The sequence below is a fragment of the Bacillus sp. Root131 genome (assembly GCF_001429475.1).
Classification (GTDB): domain Bacteria; phylum Bacillota; class Bacilli; order Bacillales; family Bacillaceae_G; genus Bacillus_A; species Bacillus_A thuringiensis_S.
Genome location: NZ_LMJQ01000020.1, coordinates 1 through 14,931 on the forward strand (window position 1 = coordinate 1; position 14,931 = coordinate 14,931).

The following is a 14,931-nucleotide window of genomic DNA, read 5'->3' on the forward strand; positions in this document are numbered from 1 at the left end:
ATTATGTACCCCTACCAACCTATTAAAATATTTACCTATTGACATGTAATAACATTTATGAAACACGATATACAAAATTTTCTAAAATTAACTATTGACAATTTGGAAAATTTATTGGAATTTCCAAAAGGAAAAGTGTGACAAGATATTCCAAGGGTGCTATAATAGGAAATGAGTTAAAAAACGAACAAGCGTTTTATAAGTGTTCGGTTTTTGTAACATAACTGTAATATAAAAACATTTGCATTACTGGTAACTTTCGGGTAATATTGGTAGCAGAGAGGGACAAACGGGACAAATCGAGACACGATACATACTCTCTATACAAGTGAAAAGAAGGTGGTGCATATGTAATATGAGTAAACTACTGACTGCGCAAGAGGTTGCAGACTTATTGCGTGTTCATAAAAAGACTATCCATAGAATGATACATTCTGGAAAGTTGGACGCTTCAAAAGTAGCAAACAAATTCCTCATTAAAGAGGAAGATGCAAAAGGACTATTGGAAAATAAAAATAAACTGGACAATTAATAGGAGGAATATTCAATGGAAAACAATACTAAACAATTAAATAATGAGGTTAACGAAATCGCGGTAGTGGAAGAGACAATAAATACAAATGATATTATGACAGTGGACAAGGTAACACCATCTATCTTTGAAGCAGAAGGTTCAAAAGAAGTATTCTTCTCATCTATTCAAAAAACAGACCGTAAATCAGCAGTTAAAATGTACAATGCTATTAACTCAAGTGAAAATGCTCTATCAGATCATACTGGTGAAGTTTTGCAAATTACGGACATGGTGGCTCATGCTATTACTTTAGAAGATGAACAAACGAAAGAAAATGTGGATGCTTTACGAGTTGTATTATTGGACAAGGATGGAAAAGGTTATCACGCCGTTTCACAAGGTGTTGTATCGTCTATTCAAAAGATTATCAGCATTGTTGGACCAGCTCCATGGACAGATGAACCACTTAAAATTGTACCTTATGAAGTAAAAACGCGTAAAGGTTTCAAAACATTAACACTTCAACTACAAGGCTAATTCCTATAACAAATGAATGAGGGTACACATGGTGTATCCTCTTTTTTAAAACACAAAAGGACGGTGCAGACGTGAACGCTATTAAAAATTTGGTTCAGGTATCTATTCGAACAAATGAGCGAGAACTAGAATTTGTATCTTTTAATGGAATGGTTCATTTGAAACAAAAATTAGAAGATGACGAAACATCGGTAGTGTTAACAAAAGAAGAGTTGGACGTGGTTGCAGCTATGTCTAATTTTGATAATGTGATAGCAAACTTTATGAACTCTATTACAGAAAAGAAAGCCATGTAAGCCAAAGACCTGTGACCTAGTTGTTACGGGTCACATGGCTTTATAAGTAGGTGATACAATGGCAAATAAACGGTTAAAGAAGAAACTAGAAACCAAACGTAAAAAGTCGTTACTTGTTTCGGAAGGTTATAGTAAGAAAGAAACAAAGAAGCTGAAAGGTAGAGAGTTAGAAACTGTTTATAAAAAGAAAGCGCATAATAGGAAAAATAGAGAGCGCGCTAGGGAAATAGCAAACCTAGCAAAACAGTGGGGTCTATCACCGAGTAAGTATAACTCTTGGAAAAAGTTACTTCCCGAAATAGAGAGAATTAAAAAAGAACAAGATAGGGAAGCACCTTTTCTATTAATATACTATCAAGACTTTACAGGTGAGACAGATAGTAAGTTTATATACGATTTTAAAAAGAGAAATAATACAAGATCACGATCTCAAATTACAGAATCCATAATAGGATGGTTACAGAATGCTCATAATAAACTCTTTTTGGGAAGGGTTGCTATACGTATAGTTCCAAAGCGTGATGTTTCGAAAACGAATACACTTTGGAGAAATCATGGTTATGTAAAGATATATGAAGGGCAAGGGAAAGAGTTATCAAAACTATTAACGGCTATAGAAACGATTATGGTCGGTGTGTATGATGTAAAAGAGCGTGACAAATATTTAAAGGAATTAGTAGCTAAGCTACGTTCTTTACCTTATGAAAAGGCTAAAAAGAACGCAAAGGAGATACAAAAGATATACGATACAAAGTCGTATAAGAAAGAAAGTTGGGATAATGATGACTACTACTAATAGAAAAAAGCGTAGAGAGATTAAACTCTTTACGCTAGATACTGAAACACGTGGTTTGGACGGCGACGTGTTTCGAATTGGACTATTCGATGGAAAACAATACTATACTGGCTATACGTTTGCAGACGTATTACCAGTGTTTGAAAAGTACAAAGCATATGACTGTCATGTGTATATACATAACCTAGACTTCGACCTTTCCAAGATCATAGCAGAGTTACGTGATTATGCCGAACCGACATTTAATAACTCGCTATTTATCAATGGTAATATAGTAACGTTTACCGCTTCTCATATTATACTACATGATAGCTTCCGATTGCTACCGTCTTCACTTGAAAACTTATGTAGAGATTTCGACCTTTTAGAAGGCGGGAAGATGGATATTGTCGATTATATGGAAGAAAACAATTATGGTATTTATAATGTAAAAAACCGTAAATTGAACAAGAGACTTACAAAAGGTAATTTCTTTACAACCGTAGATAAGGATGACCCTGTTCTATGTGAGTACATGGAATATGATTGTCGTAGCTTATATAAAATCTTAGAAATTGTAATAGGTCTATCAAAATTAGAAGTTGAACAATTTATTAATTGTCCGACTACGGCTTCCCTTGCTAAAACAGTTTATAAAGAACAGTATAAGAAAGATTATAAAGTTGCTATTTCTACAAAACAATATAATCATAAACAGATAGGAAAAGGATTAGAAGCCTTTATTAGAAAAGGTTACTATGGAGGGAGAACCGAAGTTTTCACACCTAGAATAGAAAATGGATATCATTATGACAAAAATAGCTTATATCCGTATGTTATGAAAATGGCTGAAATGCCTGTTGGGTATCCGAATGTATTGGATAATGAAGAAGCGGAACTTTCTTTTGATTTATGGAAAAGAAGAAAATATGGAGCAGGTTTTATACATGCGAAGGTGCATGTACCTGAAGATATGTATATTCCTATCCTACCTAAAAAAGACTATACAGGTAAATTGATTTTTCCAGTTGGCAAAATAGAAGGTGTTTGGACATTCCCGGAATTAGCGTTAGCAGAAGCGGAAGGATGTAGAATAGAAAAAATTGAGAGTGGTGTGGTATTTGAGAAAACAGCACCTGTCTTTCGTGAATTTATTTCGTATTTTGAGGAAATAAAAAATACAAGTAAAGGCGCTAAACGGGCATTTTCTAAACTTATGCAGAATGCTTTGTATGGAAAATTTGCAATGCAGCGGGAACGCATCATGTATGCTGATATTTCTGAGAGAGATAAACTTGAGGCAGAAGGACATACAGTAAGCGAAATTATATATGATATGAATGGAATTCGAATGGAATTTTTAGAGTATGATGGATATGCTAAGGCTGAATATATTCAACCACATATTTCAGCATATATTACTTCTATTGCTAGAATACTATTATTTAAAGGTTTGAAGTACGCGCATGAAAAAGGAATTTTGGCTTATTGTGATACGGACAGTTGCGCAACAACTACGAAATTTCCTGATAAAATGGTGCATGATAAGGAATATGGTAAGTGGAAGTTAGAAGGGTATGTTATTGAAGGGCTCTATTTCCAACCAAAAATGTACGCGGAAAAAGCTATTAATACCGATGGTGAATATGAGGAAGTATTACGAATGAAAGGCGTTCCGAAATGGGTAGTAGAGGAACAACTAGATTATAATACGTTTAAAAAGTGGTACTTACAAGTAAAAAGAGGAAAAGCGGAAATTCCTATTTATAAAGGCGGGGAACGTGTTCAAAAATTCTTGACGAAATCTAAAAATAATATAGAAATGAATGAACTAGCGGAAATGCATAAAACAATTAATTTTGCTAGGGAACAAAAAAGAAACATTGACCTAAATAAAAATACTACCTCACCTCTAGTTCGTAATGACTATGGGGAAAATAAGGACGAAAAGTCAGAGTATGAGTTTGATGAATGGTATGAAAGATTGGAAGAGTTTAATGATGATATGAATGCGGTAGAGGAACTTTGTATGAAGTTTGGAAAGATACAAATACCAGAGAAAAAGCAAAGGAAGCTATACGGACTTTATAAAGAGTATTCTTCAAAAGCGAAAGCTATGTGTTTTTCAAATGAGGGACTACCGATTCAAGATTGGTGTAAAAAGACAGGATGGGACATGAAAGAACTATTAGGTGAATTAAGTTTCTTATAATAGGGAGTGACGAAAATGTTGACGCCAAGGGAACAGGATACGTTAGAATGTATAAGCGGGTATATGGAAGAGTTTGGGTTCGCGCCAAGCGTGCGAGATATGGCGAGTCGAATGTACGTAAGTCATAAGACAGCACATCGCTATTTAATGCAATTGGAAAGTAAAGGACGTATTAGGAGAGTACATCAAAGACCTAGAGCCATCCAGTTGTTATAAGGAGGGAAAAGGTATGCGTGACAAATTGCTCGACTTTATCATCGAACTATCACAATCTAGCAAACAAGTCGTAAGCAAGTCGTATGTCATTGATAGACTGATGCAAGTAACAAAAGAAGACTACAAGGAACTAGAAAAGAATGTGGAGGGGAAGAAGGATGACTGATAAACAGTATGCGGATTGTTGGAAAGCATTAAGGAGACAAGCAAAACCGACATTACTTGAAACCATGAAGGCAATAGAGATTCTTGTTGAACAAGGAATAGTAGAAAAGGACTAGCAAAGTTGCTAGTCTTTTTTATTTGTCCAAAATGACACACGTGTGACGTTATGCGGAACACTCGTTCGTATTATAGTATACATATAGCGAACAAACATTCGATAAGGAGTGTGACAAAGTGGATGCTTTAACGGAACTAATCATAGCTAACAATAAAGTGGAAATGCTTGTGCGTCATGCAACTACGATTATGACAAAAGAACAAACTCTTAAATTAAAAAACCTTATATCTGATGATGGATTAAAAGCAATGATAGAAACTAGAATTTCTGATTTATACAAATCGAATTAAGGGGTGTGACATATGGAAAGAAGAAAAGCATGTGAAGACGAACTGAAAGCATTAGAGGAAGAACATGAACGTGTACCATTTTTAAAAACAACGGGCATGGGTAAAACTTTCTTGTCAATAAATAATCTCCAATTCTTCGCCAAAAAGAAGGAAGAGGAAGAAGAGGAAGAGTTTGAAGAGGTTGAGGAAGAGGAAGAAGAGGAAGACGAAAAGCCGAAACCAAAACGTAAACCAAAATCAAAAAGTGAGGAGGATGCACCACAATGGGCAAAGACATTCATGTCGACGATACAGGAAGTAATAAAGCCGAAGGAACAGGAAGCGGGGGCGCAAAAAGTACCAGTACCACCGAAACCAAAAGTCGAGGAAGAGGAAGAACCGGAAGTGGAGGAACTGGAGGAAGAGGACAACAAACCGAAGAAGAAAAGCTTCCTAAGTTGGTTCCTGTAGACGTTCCGGGGAAAGAAGAAGAAAAGGCGGAGATTGATGCAAAGTTAGAAGAGAAGCGCAAAAAGGACAGGGAACGAAAAGCCCGTTCACGCGCGAATGCAAAATCTTCCCCACGATCTAAAGGAAAAGCAAAAGCACCGTCAATGGAAATCTTTCAATTAAAACCAATTCTAATGACAGTGTCACAAATGGTGGCTACCCGTGAAGGGTTCGAAATATGGGCTTTAAGTGAAACCGAAATTGATACGCTATGTGAACCGATAGAGAACATGTTAGCAAAAACGTCAGCACTTGAAAAAGTCGGGGAAAATAGTGACGCGATTGCACTTGCTATCGCATGTTTTACAATCTTTGTACCAAAATTCTTGATGTGGAATGCCACACGAAAACAAAAGAAAGCGCAGGTGGTAACAAATTATGCTAAACCAATTCAACCTACCGGAAACGCCGGGGGAAACAAAACAAGAGAGACTGGAACAAGTAGCGGACCAAGTGCTAGACCATCTACCGTTTCCGGTCAAAGTTTTAGCGGGGAACTCAATCAACTCATTCCGGCAAGCGCTCCATTTTGAGGACTTTGACGAGCAAATCGACAATGGTCTTGAAAAGCTGAAAGAAGTGATTGACTATGTCCAATACGGTACTTATCCGAGCGAGTAGGTGTATCTATTCTATACCGCTAGGTGATTGGCACAAGAATTGGAAACCTTGTTTTCCGTTCGTTGAAGAATGGTCTGTCACGGTAGGCGAAAAGTATGTTGTTTTTGAATACAAAGAACATTGCTACCGTATGGACGAACACTTTTTCAATGCTTTATTACCACGCGTTCCGTATGCGTCACGAAAGCAAGCTCTTAAAAATGGTAAAGGTGTTTTGCGGACGGAAAGGAGTTATGACAAGAAGGGTGTGAAGAAACATGAATGGCATCCCGACTGACGAACATGTCTTTATTGCAGGGAAAACAGGTAGTGGGAAGTCATTTCTTGCTGAAGTGTATTTAGCCGGGTATGAACATGTTGTGATGTTAGATACAAAAGGACAATGTTTGGAGCGTAGGAAGAAAGGCAAGGAACTTTGGTACGGGTTACGGGAAGGCAAAGACTTTGTACTGGTCGAGACACTGGAAGAAGTAGCCGAAGCCCGGACAAAGAAAATTATTTATTGTCCAATTCCAGAAGAACAGGACGAAGAACATTATGACGCGCTTATGAAGTGGGTGTATGAGCGCGAAAATACCATTCTATGGATTGACGAATTGATGCAGGTTGCCCCGTCTCCTACAAAGTATCCGTTCCATTTGCGCGCACTTATGACGCGCGGGCGTAGTAAGGAAGCGACGGTATGGGCATGTACACAAAGACCCGCTACAATCCCGATTGATGTGTTTAACAATTCCAGTCACTTCTTTATTTTCGATTTAAATATTCCGGCTGACCGTGACCGCATTGTAAAAGCTACAGGGTGTCCGGAGTTTTACGAAAAGCCCGGTAAGTATAACTTTTGGTATATGCGGGATAGTGACGATGAACCTGTTCGCGCCACTTTGAAACTTTGAAAGGGGGTGACAATGTGGAGGGTAAATTTGCAGGGGTCGGACTCAAAAATATTATTGTCCTATGGCTCATGTTCATTTTATTAACAGTCATGGCAAAAGCGATTTTAACAAAACATCCGGTGAAAGGACTTAGTGAAGTTGTCCAAGCCGTATAACAAGGAGGAAAAGAAAATGGGTAAACTATTTAGCCCGTCTTGGTGGGTATCTATGTTTGTATCAACATTTGTCACAATGTTTTTCATTTATCTAATTAAAAAAGGTTCTGAGAAGTACAATATTCCGGTTGTAAGACCGATTGCGGAGGCGGTATAACATGCACGTAGTTGATATTTTAGATGTAAATATGAATCGAATTAATACGCATTTCAGTGCAACAAAACCAACGTTTCAACAATTAGTGGATTATAAAAATCGCTATGAAAACGGTGCGTTTGTGGCAACGTCTGAGCGTTTTGCGGAATTTGAATTATTCGAGGGCGCGCGTAAAGAACGTTTAGCGGAAGAGCAAAAGCAAGCGGAATTAGAACGTATTAAAAAAGCCCAACAAGCTGAAGGAGGAACAAACTAATGGCACAACAGAAAGAGCAATATTCACCGCAACAACGCGCGATGATTTGGGCAACGTCAACGCGTCAATATCAACAAACATTGCCTACACAAGTAGTCACACAAGAGGGTATGACACTTGATTTCACATTGCCGAAAGCGCGTTTATTAACAAAGATATGGTTACATGTCAAAGCCGTAGCCACGTTGAAAAGCTCTAGCGGGAACATTCAACGTGACCCGATGTCTCCATATGGTATTTTACGTCGAGTAGAACTCAACTTAAATAACGGCTTCTCACCTTACATTGTATCAGGTAAAGAACTGTTTATGTATAACGTTTTACGACAACATCCAGACGTGTTATTACCAGGTGCAAATAAACAATCATTAAACTTTGTGGAAAACGTAGCAACAACAGCCGGTAAAGATAATGAAATTCAATTTACCGTTCCGATCCCTGTAAGTTTAAATGACCGTGACCCTGTAGGTATGGTTATGTTACAAAACAATACGGCTAACGTGAATCTAACAGTATCCGTTGACCAACTAGCGAATGCGTACAAATTAAATGCGTCAAATAGTGACCAAGTGACATTTAAATCTATGTCCATTACACCTGTTATCGAAACGTTTTCGATTCCTTCTATCCCGGGCGGTCAACCGGATATGTCTGTACTGAAACTCGTACAATCGAAGTCGGACTTATTCTCGGGCGGAGGACAAAATATTTTAAAACTAAACGTAGGGACGATTTATCGTAAACTACTATTCTATATCGAGGATTCAAACGGGAAACCGTTAGAGCCAAAAGACTTTACTGGAAATATGGAGCTTGTCTTTAACCAAGCGGACACGCCATACAATATCAAGCCGGAAGTATTGGTTCATAAAAACCATTCTGACTTAGGATACCCACTTCCACCGGGTGTGTATTGCTTCGATTTCAGTAATCAAGGTGTACCGAATTTAGGCGGTAGCCGTGACTATATTGATAGTGAGCGATTAACGGAATTTTGGTTCCGATTTAGCACACAAGTAGGCGGGAAAGTCACTGTAGTATCAGAAACATTATCACGATTACAAATGTAAGGGGCTTTATGCTCCTTACCTATTTATAAGGAGGGAACAGAATGGGACTGAATCATTACTATCATGATTTATACCCGGATACGGGGTTTCGTACAACAAGCGGAACGACTGTAGCGGAAATGGGTGACCAAGTTGTATTAGTGGATGAAAAGGATATTAAGACAGACGTAAAGCCAAAGAGTGACCCAGTAACAGGGGCAAGCATTTGGAAGTCGATTGGTCTATTTATCATCATCATAATTGCATTCGGTTATGTGGCGGGGAGGTTGTAAGTTATGGACGCTCAAATGGTAGGTCAATTAATTGGTAGCTATGGATTTCCGATTTATATGTGTATCCTTTTTGCTACCTCTATGAAAAAGACACTAGAAGGCGTTACACAATCTATCAATTCGAACACGCAAACAATCAATTCTAATACACAAATCGTAATGCAATTACAACAAAAAATAGAGCAAATGGGTGGTAAGGCGCATGAGTAAATCATTAATTCTAGTTGTCGCTATTCTCGCTCTATGGTTCTTTGTAATCCGCAAGAAAAAAGCGAAGGCGTGATGTGACATGAACAACGACGCAAAGGGTTTAACGTTTCTCACTCTATCCCTTTTATTTTTATGGCTCGTGTTTGACGATTTTGTCGGAAAGAAACGTCTATCAAAATTGGCGCAAATGATGACGCCGGACTTATCACTTCCAAGCGCTGGAGAGGTCGCGGAGAAAGTGGTGGATGGTGCAAAAGAGTCTGTAAAAGAAACAACAAAGAATACAAGGGAAGCACAAAAAGAAGCGGATAAAAAAGCGGGTGAAATTCTGTTTGAAAAACCTGCAAAGAATGAAAAAGACCCCAAAAAGAAAGAAGTGTTAGAACGTCTTTCTGAACAGAGTAAGAAACGTGCCGAAACGAACGCGTATAAAGATAAGGGGTGGCTCGGATACAGTTGGGAGGACTTATTTGAGGATACGTGGGGTACGGTGAAAGGGTGGTTTAAATGAAAGAATTTACGGAGTCAATGCCATTCGTCATCTTCTTTATGTCCGTGACCGTCCTATTGCAATCCTTCACAAATGAACGTGTAACAAATGGTTTTTTGCTACTCGTGTTAATGAGTATGGTTGTTACAAATTCGGACAAGTTTATAAAACTATTAAATGAGGTGAGAGTATGACAAAAGTATTCGATATGATCGCGGGAATTGGAATGCTCATTGGTATTTATTTGTTCCTTTCAAATGGTCGAGAAACAGTGTCAATCATTGAAGCAATGGGTAAAAACTCAATTGCGGGCATTAAAACATTACAAGGACGATAGGAGGGATTCACATGGATTACAAGCGCGACAATTTAAACCGTCACGCGTTCCGTGCATTGGACAAACCTGTATATGAACCCTCTATCAATCTGAATGTGGAGTTTGACGAGTATCTCGGCTCTTATGCCTTATTAGTAAAGCATACGGCAAAGCAACCGAAAATGGTGGTTGCTGACCCGATAAAAGAACCGTGGGAGAAAACACGACCAAACTTGCAAAATGAACAAATCCGAAGAGAGGATTTCCCGCAAGGCTATTATTTCGGAAATCCAATTATGGGGGTGTAGGGAATGCCAGAATTTGAAAGACTCGACCCTCCTGCAAGTGGTGGGAGTGGCGGAAAACATAAACCGAAGTTTGACAAAAAACAAAAGATGCTATTACTAGGGGGCGGAATTGCCGTCGTCCTAGTGGCTCTTTTTATGAACAAGGCGAAACATAGCGGTGGTTCTTCACAAGAAGCCGTAGAGGAAGAATTGAAGGATTACTATACAAACTATCCAACGCTCGGAAGTCAAAACAGTGTCGTGCAAGACGGGATGAACACACTAGTCGGAAGACAAGAGGAAATGTTAAACGCCATGTTGGAAGCACAAGGGAAGAAAGACCCGGCTGAACTAACAAAGATTTATGTCACGTTCGACAGTAGTGAGGACGCCTTAAAACGTCAACAATATTTAATTAATGCCGGAGCAAGTACGACGTATGTCAGAAAACAATTTATTGAAAATGGATGGGCGGGCGCAAAGGATTACTACGTTGTAGAAGCATACGGGAAAGACCGTCAAGAAATGGCTGACCTTGTGAAAAAAGGTGTCCAAGACAAACAGTGGGGCGGAATGGAAGTCGGGAAAGTGAAGACCGGGGACGCACCAAGTTATGGCGCACATTCTAGGAGTTATTAATGGCTTTAGATGTTAGACCATTCATAAACGACGCCCAACGAATCCAAAAAGAAACAGGAATCCCTGCTTCTATTATTCTAGGTCAAATGGTCTTTGAATCTAGTGGTAGCAACCCCGGTGGAATGTCCGGACTTGCCTATAACTCGAAAAATTTATTTGGTATCAAAGGTGTAGGACCTGCCGGGACAACGACTGTATGGTCAATGGAATACGACAAAGGTGGTGGACGTGTTTCCGGATTCCGGAAATACAATTCTTATTACGAATCCATGCTTGACCATGCACGACTCTTACAAACACCGCGCTATGCTTCCCAACTACAAAACGCGAAAACATTCGAGGATTTCGCGCGCGGGATTAAGGCGGGCGGATACGCAACTGACCCGAATTATGCGGGGCAACTGATTTCTATTATTAAACAAAATGGATTAGATAAGTACGACGACGGGACGCCATACACCGGAGAAGGAAGCGTTCCTGCTGGTGGAGGGAGTGATAAACGTGGAATATTCACAAGCGTCGCTAATGGTGTCATTCGTGCCTTGCTTATTCTATTGGCTTTTGTGGCTTGTGTTCTCTTTTTTGCCAAGGCATTCCCGCAAGTGGAAGCTACGGCAAAGAGTGGAGCAAAGAAAGTTACAAAGTCTTCCCCACGATCTAAGGGATATAAAAAAGTAAAACCGAAAGGCGGTGCTACGAATGGCGGAACTACAGGGACTCAAACTAAACGACAAGTTGAAGCAAGTATATGACAAGGCGTTATCCCTTGGTTTGCGATTCACAAGCGGATACCGCCCCGGTTCTACCGGACCAAGTGGGAGACCGGATAGCCATTCCCAAGGCATGGCTATGGACTTCGCGGGTTCAAAAGATAAAATGGACGAATTTGCAAAATGGGCGAAAACGTCACCGCTATTTACGGAAGTGTTATGGCAAACGGCTGGGCACTACGATCATGTACACGTCGGGTGGCAAGAGGGAAAACACCAAGCCGGAAAGATGTACGTAGGCGATAAAACATTGATAGACAGGCCAACGGGTGACGGTGGCGGTGCGCTAAGTACGGGTACGGCTTCCCCAAATTCCGACAAAGGATTTATTACAAGTGCATTTATGGGAATCATACGCGCCGTTATGATCTTGGTGTTTTTAATTATAGCTGTATATTTCTTCTTCCAAGCCTTCCCAGATATGAAAGTAAAACTACTATAAGGAGTTGAGAACATGACGAAGGATAATACATGGCGTGAGGTCACACTCACATTACCGCCTAGAATGGCGTATACACACGTATTTGAAGATACAAAACCAAATCACTATGACATTAACAATCTATCTGTAGCGACGCTATACGCGGGCGTACGTGTCCTACCAAGTCCACACGAATATGAACTAATGGTTCCAAGTAACGGGCGTAACATCCTAGCAAGAAAAGAAGGGTCTTCCCAAATTGAAATTTACAATGATAGTGACGTCACGGCGCGTATCATTTTAACAACATTCAACGAACCATTTAACCCGGCTGTACTTGCTAATAGTGCAAGTAGTACAAGTGGCGGGGGTGGCGGTGGTGCTACAGATGGAAACGTCATTGTAAAAGGATTCTCAAGCGCGCTTCCTGCCGGAAATAACAATCTAGGAAAAGTAGTTGTGACGGAAATGCCTACCGTTCCAATTGAGTTTAAAACATTACCATCGGGTACAAATATGATTGGTAACGTAGGTGTCACGAAACTACCACCACTTGCTGAAGGTACAAGTCATATCGGAAGTGTAAACGTAGAAGGCGGGGTTTCTATTGCGAGTATGCCACCTGTACAGGTTACGAATGACCCTGTTCGAGCTTCTTGTATTGCGTGGGAAGGAACAATTAGTGTAAATCATGTTGTGTTCGATATGGGACAGCATGACGTACTTAAATTCAATTATATTTTGAATGAAGGGGATACAGATTTATTTATAAACTTTGATTCATATCAAGCGACTCCTAACGATCTAAAAGGAGCCGGATTAACGGGTAGAGCTGCTACTATCAGAATGCGACCAGGTGAATCTATTACAGACTTTACAAGAAAAACAAGCAAGGTCAATATGATTCGTACAAGCGGTTCTGGAACTGTCCGTATTTTGGGGGTGTAAAATATGGCTTTGATTAAACCGTTTCCAGTAATAGAAACAAAAACAAAGAGGTTACCCCAAACGAATGAACGACCTCTTTATTACAAGGTTGCTAGAATTCAATCAAGAAACCCGGTTGATAGCGCGGAAGGGTCTGTTCTACAAGGACAACTTTTCCCGCAAAGTAACTTTGGATTCACGGGTACAGCGCAACCGTTATACACCTTTTCATTCGGTGTTCGAAACGGTGGACCTGCTTCACTTCTCAAACCGTCCTTACTGAAAGTAGGAGATTCTCGTGAAGATAGTTACCGCTTTGAAGTATACAAAGACCCGGAAGGATTTCACATCCTATATCTTGTTCTATCTCCTTATTCAAGGGGTGGTGTAATCGTCTACCATTCGATTGAATGTAAAGAGTATTTTGAGGTAGACATGGAGTTTACCGAGCGTGGGTATACCCTTGTTTGGTCAAGTGTAACAGGTGATACACAAGGCGTATATGAAGGTGGGCGACGACTATTAACCGAGAACAAAGCCGAAGAACTCTATTTGAAAAAGAATACAATAGGGTTCCGACAAGTGACACTAGACCCCGCAACAGGTTTTTACCATCGTGGTGACGGGTTACTTTATACCAAGCGTGGGGACATTGTAACACTATTCGGTGACCTGCTACATGGTAACGGTGGGGCTTATAAAATCGTGGGACGTGTCCCGAAAGAGTTTGCCCCGTTATACGAAACACCTATACAAGCAATGTATTCAAAAGCTGATTCCACATACGGAAGTCAAACAATGATCGTCGACCAAGCCGGACAAATTATACAAATGGAAAATAGGGTAAATGGTGACCCGAACGCGACAAACACCAAAATCGGTGGCACATGGCAATGTGCATATTAAAGGGAGGAAATTAGAATGGGTGTAATAGCTGATTTATCACATCATGAAATAGTAAATTGGAGTCGTGCAAGTAAACAATTAGATTTTACTATATTACGTGTGCAAGATGGAAGTAGGGTTATAGATCGTGAGTATCAAAAGAATGTAACGGGATGTAAAGCCTATGGTGTACCATTCGGTAACTATGCGTTTTGTCGTTTTGTATCTGAAAATGATGCTAGAGTGGAAGCGCGTGACTTCTGGGAACGTGGAGACAAGGATGCGACAATATGGTTTGCTGATATAGAAGTAACCACAATGGATGATATGAGAGCCGGAACACAAGCGTTCATAGACGAGTTGCGAAGACTAGGAGCGAAACGCGTCGGAATCTATGTAGCACATCATAAATACAAGGAATTCCAAGCCGATAAAATCAATGCGGATGCTGTATGGATACCGCGCTATCCTAACAAACCTCTATTCCCTTGTGACCTATGGCAATACAGCGAAACGGGGCGTGTGGACGGTATATCGGGTGACGTAGATTTAAACTATCTGACAGGTACAAAACCTCTTAAATGGTTTACAGGAAGCGTGAATACAAACTTCCAAATTCATATAGGAGACTTTGACGAATTGACTTGGGCGGGAGATTCTAAAAGGGAAGTGAAAGAGTTTCTAGAAGGGTATGGTGTTTGGGATATGCGACTAGAGAAAAACGCTTACCGATTGATTGTAGGAGATTTCTGTAATGAGGAATGGTGCGACGAAACGCTACAAAGATTAAAAGAAAGATTTCCGGGTTACGGAATGTGGAAGGTGAATATTTAGAGTTGTGGATTTATTCCACGGCTCTTTTTTTATTTTTCATTATATCGTGTTTCATAGATGTTTATTTTTGTCAATGGGTAAATATGGTAAAGGTGCTAGTAGGGGTACATAAT

The 14,931-nt window shown here is 39.7% G+C and carries 29 protein-coding genes; all 29 read left to right on the plus strand.

Annotated features, from left to right (window positions below; translation table 11 throughout):
* Positions 1-355 precede the first annotated feature (355 nt).
* The 29 genes from ASE54_RS35190 (at position 356) to ASE54_RS24275 (ending at position 14,818) form a co-directional block, all read left to right on the plus strand.
* Entirely contained in the window at positions 356-532 is a 177-nt protein-coding gene (locus tag ASE54_RS35190; protein ID WP_000040626.1) for a helix-turn-helix domain-containing protein, read from the plus strand.
* A 15-nt stretch (positions 533-547) separates the two neighbouring features.
* Positions 548-1,051, plus strand: coding sequence for a hypothetical protein (locus ASE54_RS24175; RefSeq protein ID WP_000430104.1), 504 nt, complete (start codon positions 548-550; stop codon positions 1,049-1,051).
* A gap of 71 nt (positions 1,052-1,122) precedes the next feature.
* Positions 1,123-1,347 carry a hypothetical protein gene (locus ASE54_RS24180; protein ID WP_000991481.1) on the plus strand — a complete coding sequence of 75 codons (225 nt, stop codon included), beginning with the start codon at positions 1,123-1,125 and terminating at the stop codon, positions 1,345-1,347.
* 58 nt (positions 1,348-1,405) lie between these two features.
* Positions 1,406-2,143 carry a hypothetical protein gene (locus tag ASE54_RS24185; protein ID WP_001284666.1) on the plus strand — a complete coding sequence of 246 codons (738 nt, stop codon included), beginning with the start codon at positions 1,406-1,408 and terminating at the stop codon, positions 2,141-2,143.
* Positions 2,130-4,334: a DNA polymerase gene (locus tag ASE54_RS24190; protein ID WP_014905375.1), complete on the plus strand. Its 2,205-nt coding sequence runs from the start codon at positions 2,130-2,132 to the stop codon at positions 4,332-4,334. The genes ASE54_RS24185 and ASE54_RS24190 overlap by 14 nt, the downstream gene beginning before the upstream one ends.
* A 15-nt stretch (positions 4,335-4,349) precedes the next feature.
* On the plus strand, positions 4,350-4,550 hold the full coding sequence (locus tag ASE54_RS24195) for a FaeA/PapI family transcriptional regulator (protein WP_000957403.1): 201 nt from the start codon (positions 4,350-4,352) through the stop codon (positions 4,548-4,550).
* Positions 4,551-4,563: 13 nt separating this feature from the next.
* Positions 4,564-4,716: a hypothetical protein gene (locus ASE54_RS36500; RefSeq protein ID WP_001205113.1), complete on the plus strand. Its 153-nt coding sequence runs from the start codon at positions 4,564-4,566 to the stop codon at positions 4,714-4,716.
* A complete protein-coding gene (locus tag ASE54_RS37435; protein ID WP_254905665.1) occupies positions 4,709-4,831 on the plus strand; it encodes a hypothetical protein in 123 nt (40 codons plus the stop codon). The genes ASE54_RS36500 and ASE54_RS37435 overlap by 8 nt, the downstream gene beginning before the upstream one ends.
* Before the next feature lie 118 nt (positions 4,832-4,949).
* A complete protein-coding gene (locus ASE54_RS36505) occupies positions 4,950-5,123 on the plus strand; it encodes a hypothetical protein (protein ID WP_000339646.1) in 174 nt (57 codons plus the stop codon).
* A gap of 12 nt (positions 5,124-5,135) precedes the next feature.
* Complete coding sequence (locus tag ASE54_RS24200; protein WP_003310637.1) at positions 5,136-5,573, plus strand: hypothetical protein; 438 nt, start codon at positions 5,136-5,138, stop codon at positions 5,571-5,573.
* Complete coding sequence (locus ASE54_RS24205; RefSeq protein ID WP_003257741.1) at positions 5,561-6,145, plus strand: hypothetical protein; 585 nt, start codon at positions 5,561-5,563, stop codon at positions 6,143-6,145. Before ASE54_RS24200 ends, ASE54_RS24205 begins: the two co-directional genes overlap by 13 nt.
* A gap of 56 nt (positions 6,146-6,201) precedes the next feature.
* The gene (locus ASE54_RS24210) at positions 6,202-6,510 is read left to right on the plus strand and encodes a hypothetical protein (RefSeq protein WP_014905374.1); all 309 of its coding nucleotides are present in this window, start codon (positions 6,202-6,204) and stop codon (positions 6,508-6,510) included.
* On the plus strand, positions 6,491-7,129 hold the full coding sequence (locus tag ASE54_RS24215; protein ID WP_001013356.1) for a hypothetical protein: 639 nt from the start codon (positions 6,491-6,493) through the stop codon (positions 7,127-7,129). The genes ASE54_RS24210 and ASE54_RS24215 overlap by 20 nt, the downstream gene beginning before the upstream one ends.
* 14 nt (positions 7,130-7,143) lie before the next feature.
* Complete coding sequence (locus ASE54_RS36510) at positions 7,144-7,284, plus strand: hypothetical protein (RefSeq protein ID WP_000398580.1); 141 nt, start codon at positions 7,144-7,146, stop codon at positions 7,282-7,284.
* Between the two features lie 16 nt (positions 7,285-7,300).
* Positions 7,301-7,441, plus strand: coding sequence for a hypothetical protein (locus ASE54_RS36515; protein ID WP_000517094.1), 141 nt, complete (start codon positions 7,301-7,303; stop codon positions 7,439-7,441).
* A gap of 1 nt (position 7,442) precedes the next feature.
* Positions 7,443-7,697: a hypothetical protein gene (locus ASE54_RS24220; protein ID WP_000558559.1), complete on the plus strand. Its 255-nt coding sequence runs from the start codon at positions 7,443-7,445 to the stop codon at positions 7,695-7,697.
* Positions 7,697-8,767, plus strand: coding sequence for a hypothetical protein (locus ASE54_RS24225; RefSeq protein WP_000068587.1), 1,071 nt, complete (start codon positions 7,697-7,699; stop codon positions 8,765-8,767). The genes ASE54_RS24220 and ASE54_RS24225 overlap by 1 nt, the downstream gene beginning before the upstream one ends.
* Before the next feature lie 41 nt (positions 8,768-8,808).
* Positions 8,809-9,039, plus strand: a complete 231-nt coding sequence (locus tag ASE54_RS24230) for a hypothetical protein (protein WP_000523935.1) — start codon at positions 8,809-8,811, stop codon at positions 9,037-9,039.
* A gap of 3 nt (positions 9,040-9,042) precedes the next feature.
* Entirely contained in the window at positions 9,043-9,249 is a 207-nt protein-coding gene (locus ASE54_RS24235; protein ID WP_000339993.1) for a hypothetical protein, read from the plus strand.
* A 79-nt stretch (positions 9,250-9,328) separates the two neighbouring features.
* Complete coding sequence (locus tag ASE54_RS24240; protein WP_001057983.1) at positions 9,329-9,760, plus strand: hypothetical protein; 432 nt, start codon at positions 9,329-9,331, stop codon at positions 9,758-9,760.
* On the plus strand, positions 9,757-9,933 hold the full coding sequence (locus ASE54_RS36520; protein WP_000657808.1) for a hypothetical protein: 177 nt from the start codon (positions 9,757-9,759) through the stop codon (positions 9,931-9,933). The genes ASE54_RS24240 and ASE54_RS36520 overlap by 4 nt, the downstream gene beginning before the upstream one ends.
* Positions 9,930-10,076, plus strand: coding sequence for a hypothetical protein (locus tag ASE54_RS36525; RefSeq protein WP_000169698.1), 147 nt, complete (start codon positions 9,930-9,932; stop codon positions 10,074-10,076). Before ASE54_RS36520 ends, ASE54_RS36525 begins: the two co-directional genes overlap by 4 nt.
* Before the next feature lie 11 nt (positions 10,077-10,087).
* Positions 10,088-10,363: a hypothetical protein gene (locus ASE54_RS24245; RefSeq protein WP_000384937.1), complete on the plus strand. Its 276-nt coding sequence runs from the start codon at positions 10,088-10,090 to the stop codon at positions 10,361-10,363.
* Positions 10,364-10,366: 3 nt separating this feature from the next.
* A complete protein-coding gene (locus tag ASE54_RS24250; RefSeq protein WP_001113796.1) occupies positions 10,367-10,981 on the plus strand; it encodes a hypothetical protein in 615 nt (204 codons plus the stop codon).
* Positions 10,981-11,733, plus strand: coding sequence for a glucosaminidase domain-containing protein (locus ASE54_RS24255; protein ID WP_001162469.1), 753 nt, complete (start codon positions 10,981-10,983; stop codon positions 11,731-11,733). The genes ASE54_RS24250 and ASE54_RS24255 overlap by 1 nt, the downstream gene beginning before the upstream one ends.
* Positions 11,681-12,193 (plus strand): hypothetical protein, encoded by a 513-nt coding sequence (locus ASE54_RS24260; protein WP_000819106.1) that lies wholly within the window; start codon positions 11,681-11,683, stop codon positions 12,191-12,193. Before ASE54_RS24255 ends, ASE54_RS24260 begins: the two co-directional genes overlap by 53 nt.
* A 12-nt stretch (positions 12,194-12,205) precedes the next feature.
* Positions 12,206-13,120, plus strand: a complete 915-nt coding sequence (locus ASE54_RS24265; RefSeq protein ID WP_000159134.1) for a hypothetical protein — start codon at positions 12,206-12,208, stop codon at positions 13,118-13,120.
* Between the two features lie 3 nt (positions 13,121-13,123).
* The gene (locus tag ASE54_RS24270; RefSeq protein ID WP_001173934.1) at positions 13,124-14,005 is read left to right on the plus strand and encodes a hypothetical protein; all 882 of its coding nucleotides are present in this window, start codon (positions 13,124-13,126) and stop codon (positions 14,003-14,005) included.
* A 15-nt stretch (positions 14,006-14,020) separates the two neighbouring features.
* A complete protein-coding gene (locus ASE54_RS24275) occupies positions 14,021-14,818 on the plus strand; it encodes a glycoside hydrolase family 25 protein (RefSeq protein WP_000538150.1) in 798 nt (265 codons plus the stop codon).
* The last annotated feature ends 113 nt before the right edge of the window (positions 14,819-14,931 follow it).

What these genes read in the sequence shown, in the direction of transcription:
- ASE54_RS24190 (WP_014905375.1), top strand. Translation starts at nt 2,130, where the DNA reads ATGACTACTACTAATAGAAAAAAGCGTAGAGAGATTAAACTCTTTACG.
- ASE54_RS24195 (WP_000957403.1), top strand. Translation starts at nt 4,350, where the DNA reads ATGTTGACGCCAAGGGAACAGGATACGTTAGAATGTATAAGCGGGTAT.
- ASE54_RS37435 (WP_254905665.1), top strand. Translation starts at nt 4,709, where the DNA reads ATGACTGATAAACAGTATGCGGATTGTTGGAAAGCATTAAGGAGACAA.
- ASE54_RS24185 (WP_001284666.1), top strand. Translation starts at nt 1,406, where the DNA reads ATGGCAAATAAACGGTTAAAGAAGAAACTAGAAACCAAACGTAAAAAG.
- ASE54_RS24275 (WP_000538150.1), top strand. Translation starts at nt 14,021, where the DNA reads ATGGGTGTAATAGCTGATTTATCACATCATGAAATAGTAAATTGGAGT.
- ASE54_RS24260 (WP_000819106.1), top strand. Translation starts at nt 11,681, where the DNA reads ATGGCGGAACTACAGGGACTCAAACTAAACGACAAGTTGAAGCAAGTA.
- ASE54_RS24255 (WP_001162469.1), top strand. Translation starts at nt 10,981, where the DNA reads ATGGCTTTAGATGTTAGACCATTCATAAACGACGCCCAACGAATCCAA.
- ASE54_RS24235 (WP_000339993.1), top strand. Translation starts at nt 9,043, where the DNA reads ATGGACGCTCAAATGGTAGGTCAATTAATTGGTAGCTATGGATTTCCG.
- ASE54_RS24265 (WP_000159134.1), top strand. Translation starts at nt 12,206, where the DNA reads ATGACGAAGGATAATACATGGCGTGAGGTCACACTCACATTACCGCCT.
- ASE54_RS35190 (WP_000040626.1), top strand. Translation starts at nt 356, where the DNA reads ATGAGTAAACTACTGACTGCGCAAGAGGTTGCAGACTTATTGCGTGTT.
- ASE54_RS36515 (WP_000517094.1), top strand. Translation starts at nt 7,301, where the DNA reads ATGGGTAAACTATTTAGCCCGTCTTGGTGGGTATCTATGTTTGTATCA.
- ASE54_RS36520 (WP_000657808.1), top strand. Translation starts at nt 9,757, where the DNA reads ATGAAAGAATTTACGGAGTCAATGCCATTCGTCATCTTCTTTATGTCC.
- ASE54_RS24215 (WP_001013356.1), top strand. Translation starts at nt 6,491, where the DNA reads ATGAATGGCATCCCGACTGACGAACATGTCTTTATTGCAGGGAAAACA.
- ASE54_RS36525 (WP_000169698.1), top strand. Translation starts at nt 9,930, where the DNA reads ATGACAAAAGTATTCGATATGATCGCGGGAATTGGAATGCTCATTGGT.
- ASE54_RS24245 (WP_000384937.1), top strand. Translation starts at nt 10,088, where the DNA reads ATGGATTACAAGCGCGACAATTTAAACCGTCACGCGTTCCGTGCATTG.
- ASE54_RS24225 (WP_000068587.1), top strand. Translation starts at nt 7,697, where the DNA reads ATGGCACAACAGAAAGAGCAATATTCACCGCAACAACGCGCGATGATT.
- ASE54_RS24175 (WP_000430104.1), top strand. Translation starts at nt 548, where the DNA reads ATGGAAAACAATACTAAACAATTAAATAATGAGGTTAACGAAATCGCG.
- ASE54_RS24200 (WP_003310637.1), top strand. Translation starts at nt 5,136, where the DNA reads ATGGAAAGAAGAAAAGCATGTGAAGACGAACTGAAAGCATTAGAGGAA.
- ASE54_RS24220 (WP_000558559.1), top strand. Translation starts at nt 7,443, where the DNA reads ATGCACGTAGTTGATATTTTAGATGTAAATATGAATCGAATTAATACG.
- ASE54_RS24250 (WP_001113796.1), top strand. Translation starts at nt 10,367, where the DNA reads ATGCCAGAATTTGAAAGACTCGACCCTCCTGCAAGTGGTGGGAGTGGC.
- ASE54_RS24210 (WP_014905374.1), top strand. Translation starts at nt 6,202, where the DNA reads ATGTCCAATACGGTACTTATCCGAGCGAGTAGGTGTATCTATTCTATA.
- ASE54_RS24230 (WP_000523935.1), top strand. Translation starts at nt 8,809, where the DNA reads ATGGGACTGAATCATTACTATCATGATTTATACCCGGATACGGGGTTT.
- ASE54_RS24240 (WP_001057983.1), top strand. Translation starts at nt 9,329, where the DNA reads ATGAACAACGACGCAAAGGGTTTAACGTTTCTCACTCTATCCCTTTTA.
- ASE54_RS36500 (WP_001205113.1), top strand. Translation starts at nt 4,564, where the DNA reads ATGCGTGACAAATTGCTCGACTTTATCATCGAACTATCACAATCTAGC.
- ASE54_RS24270 (WP_001173934.1), top strand. Translation starts at nt 13,124, where the DNA reads ATGGCTTTGATTAAACCGTTTCCAGTAATAGAAACAAAAACAAAGAGG.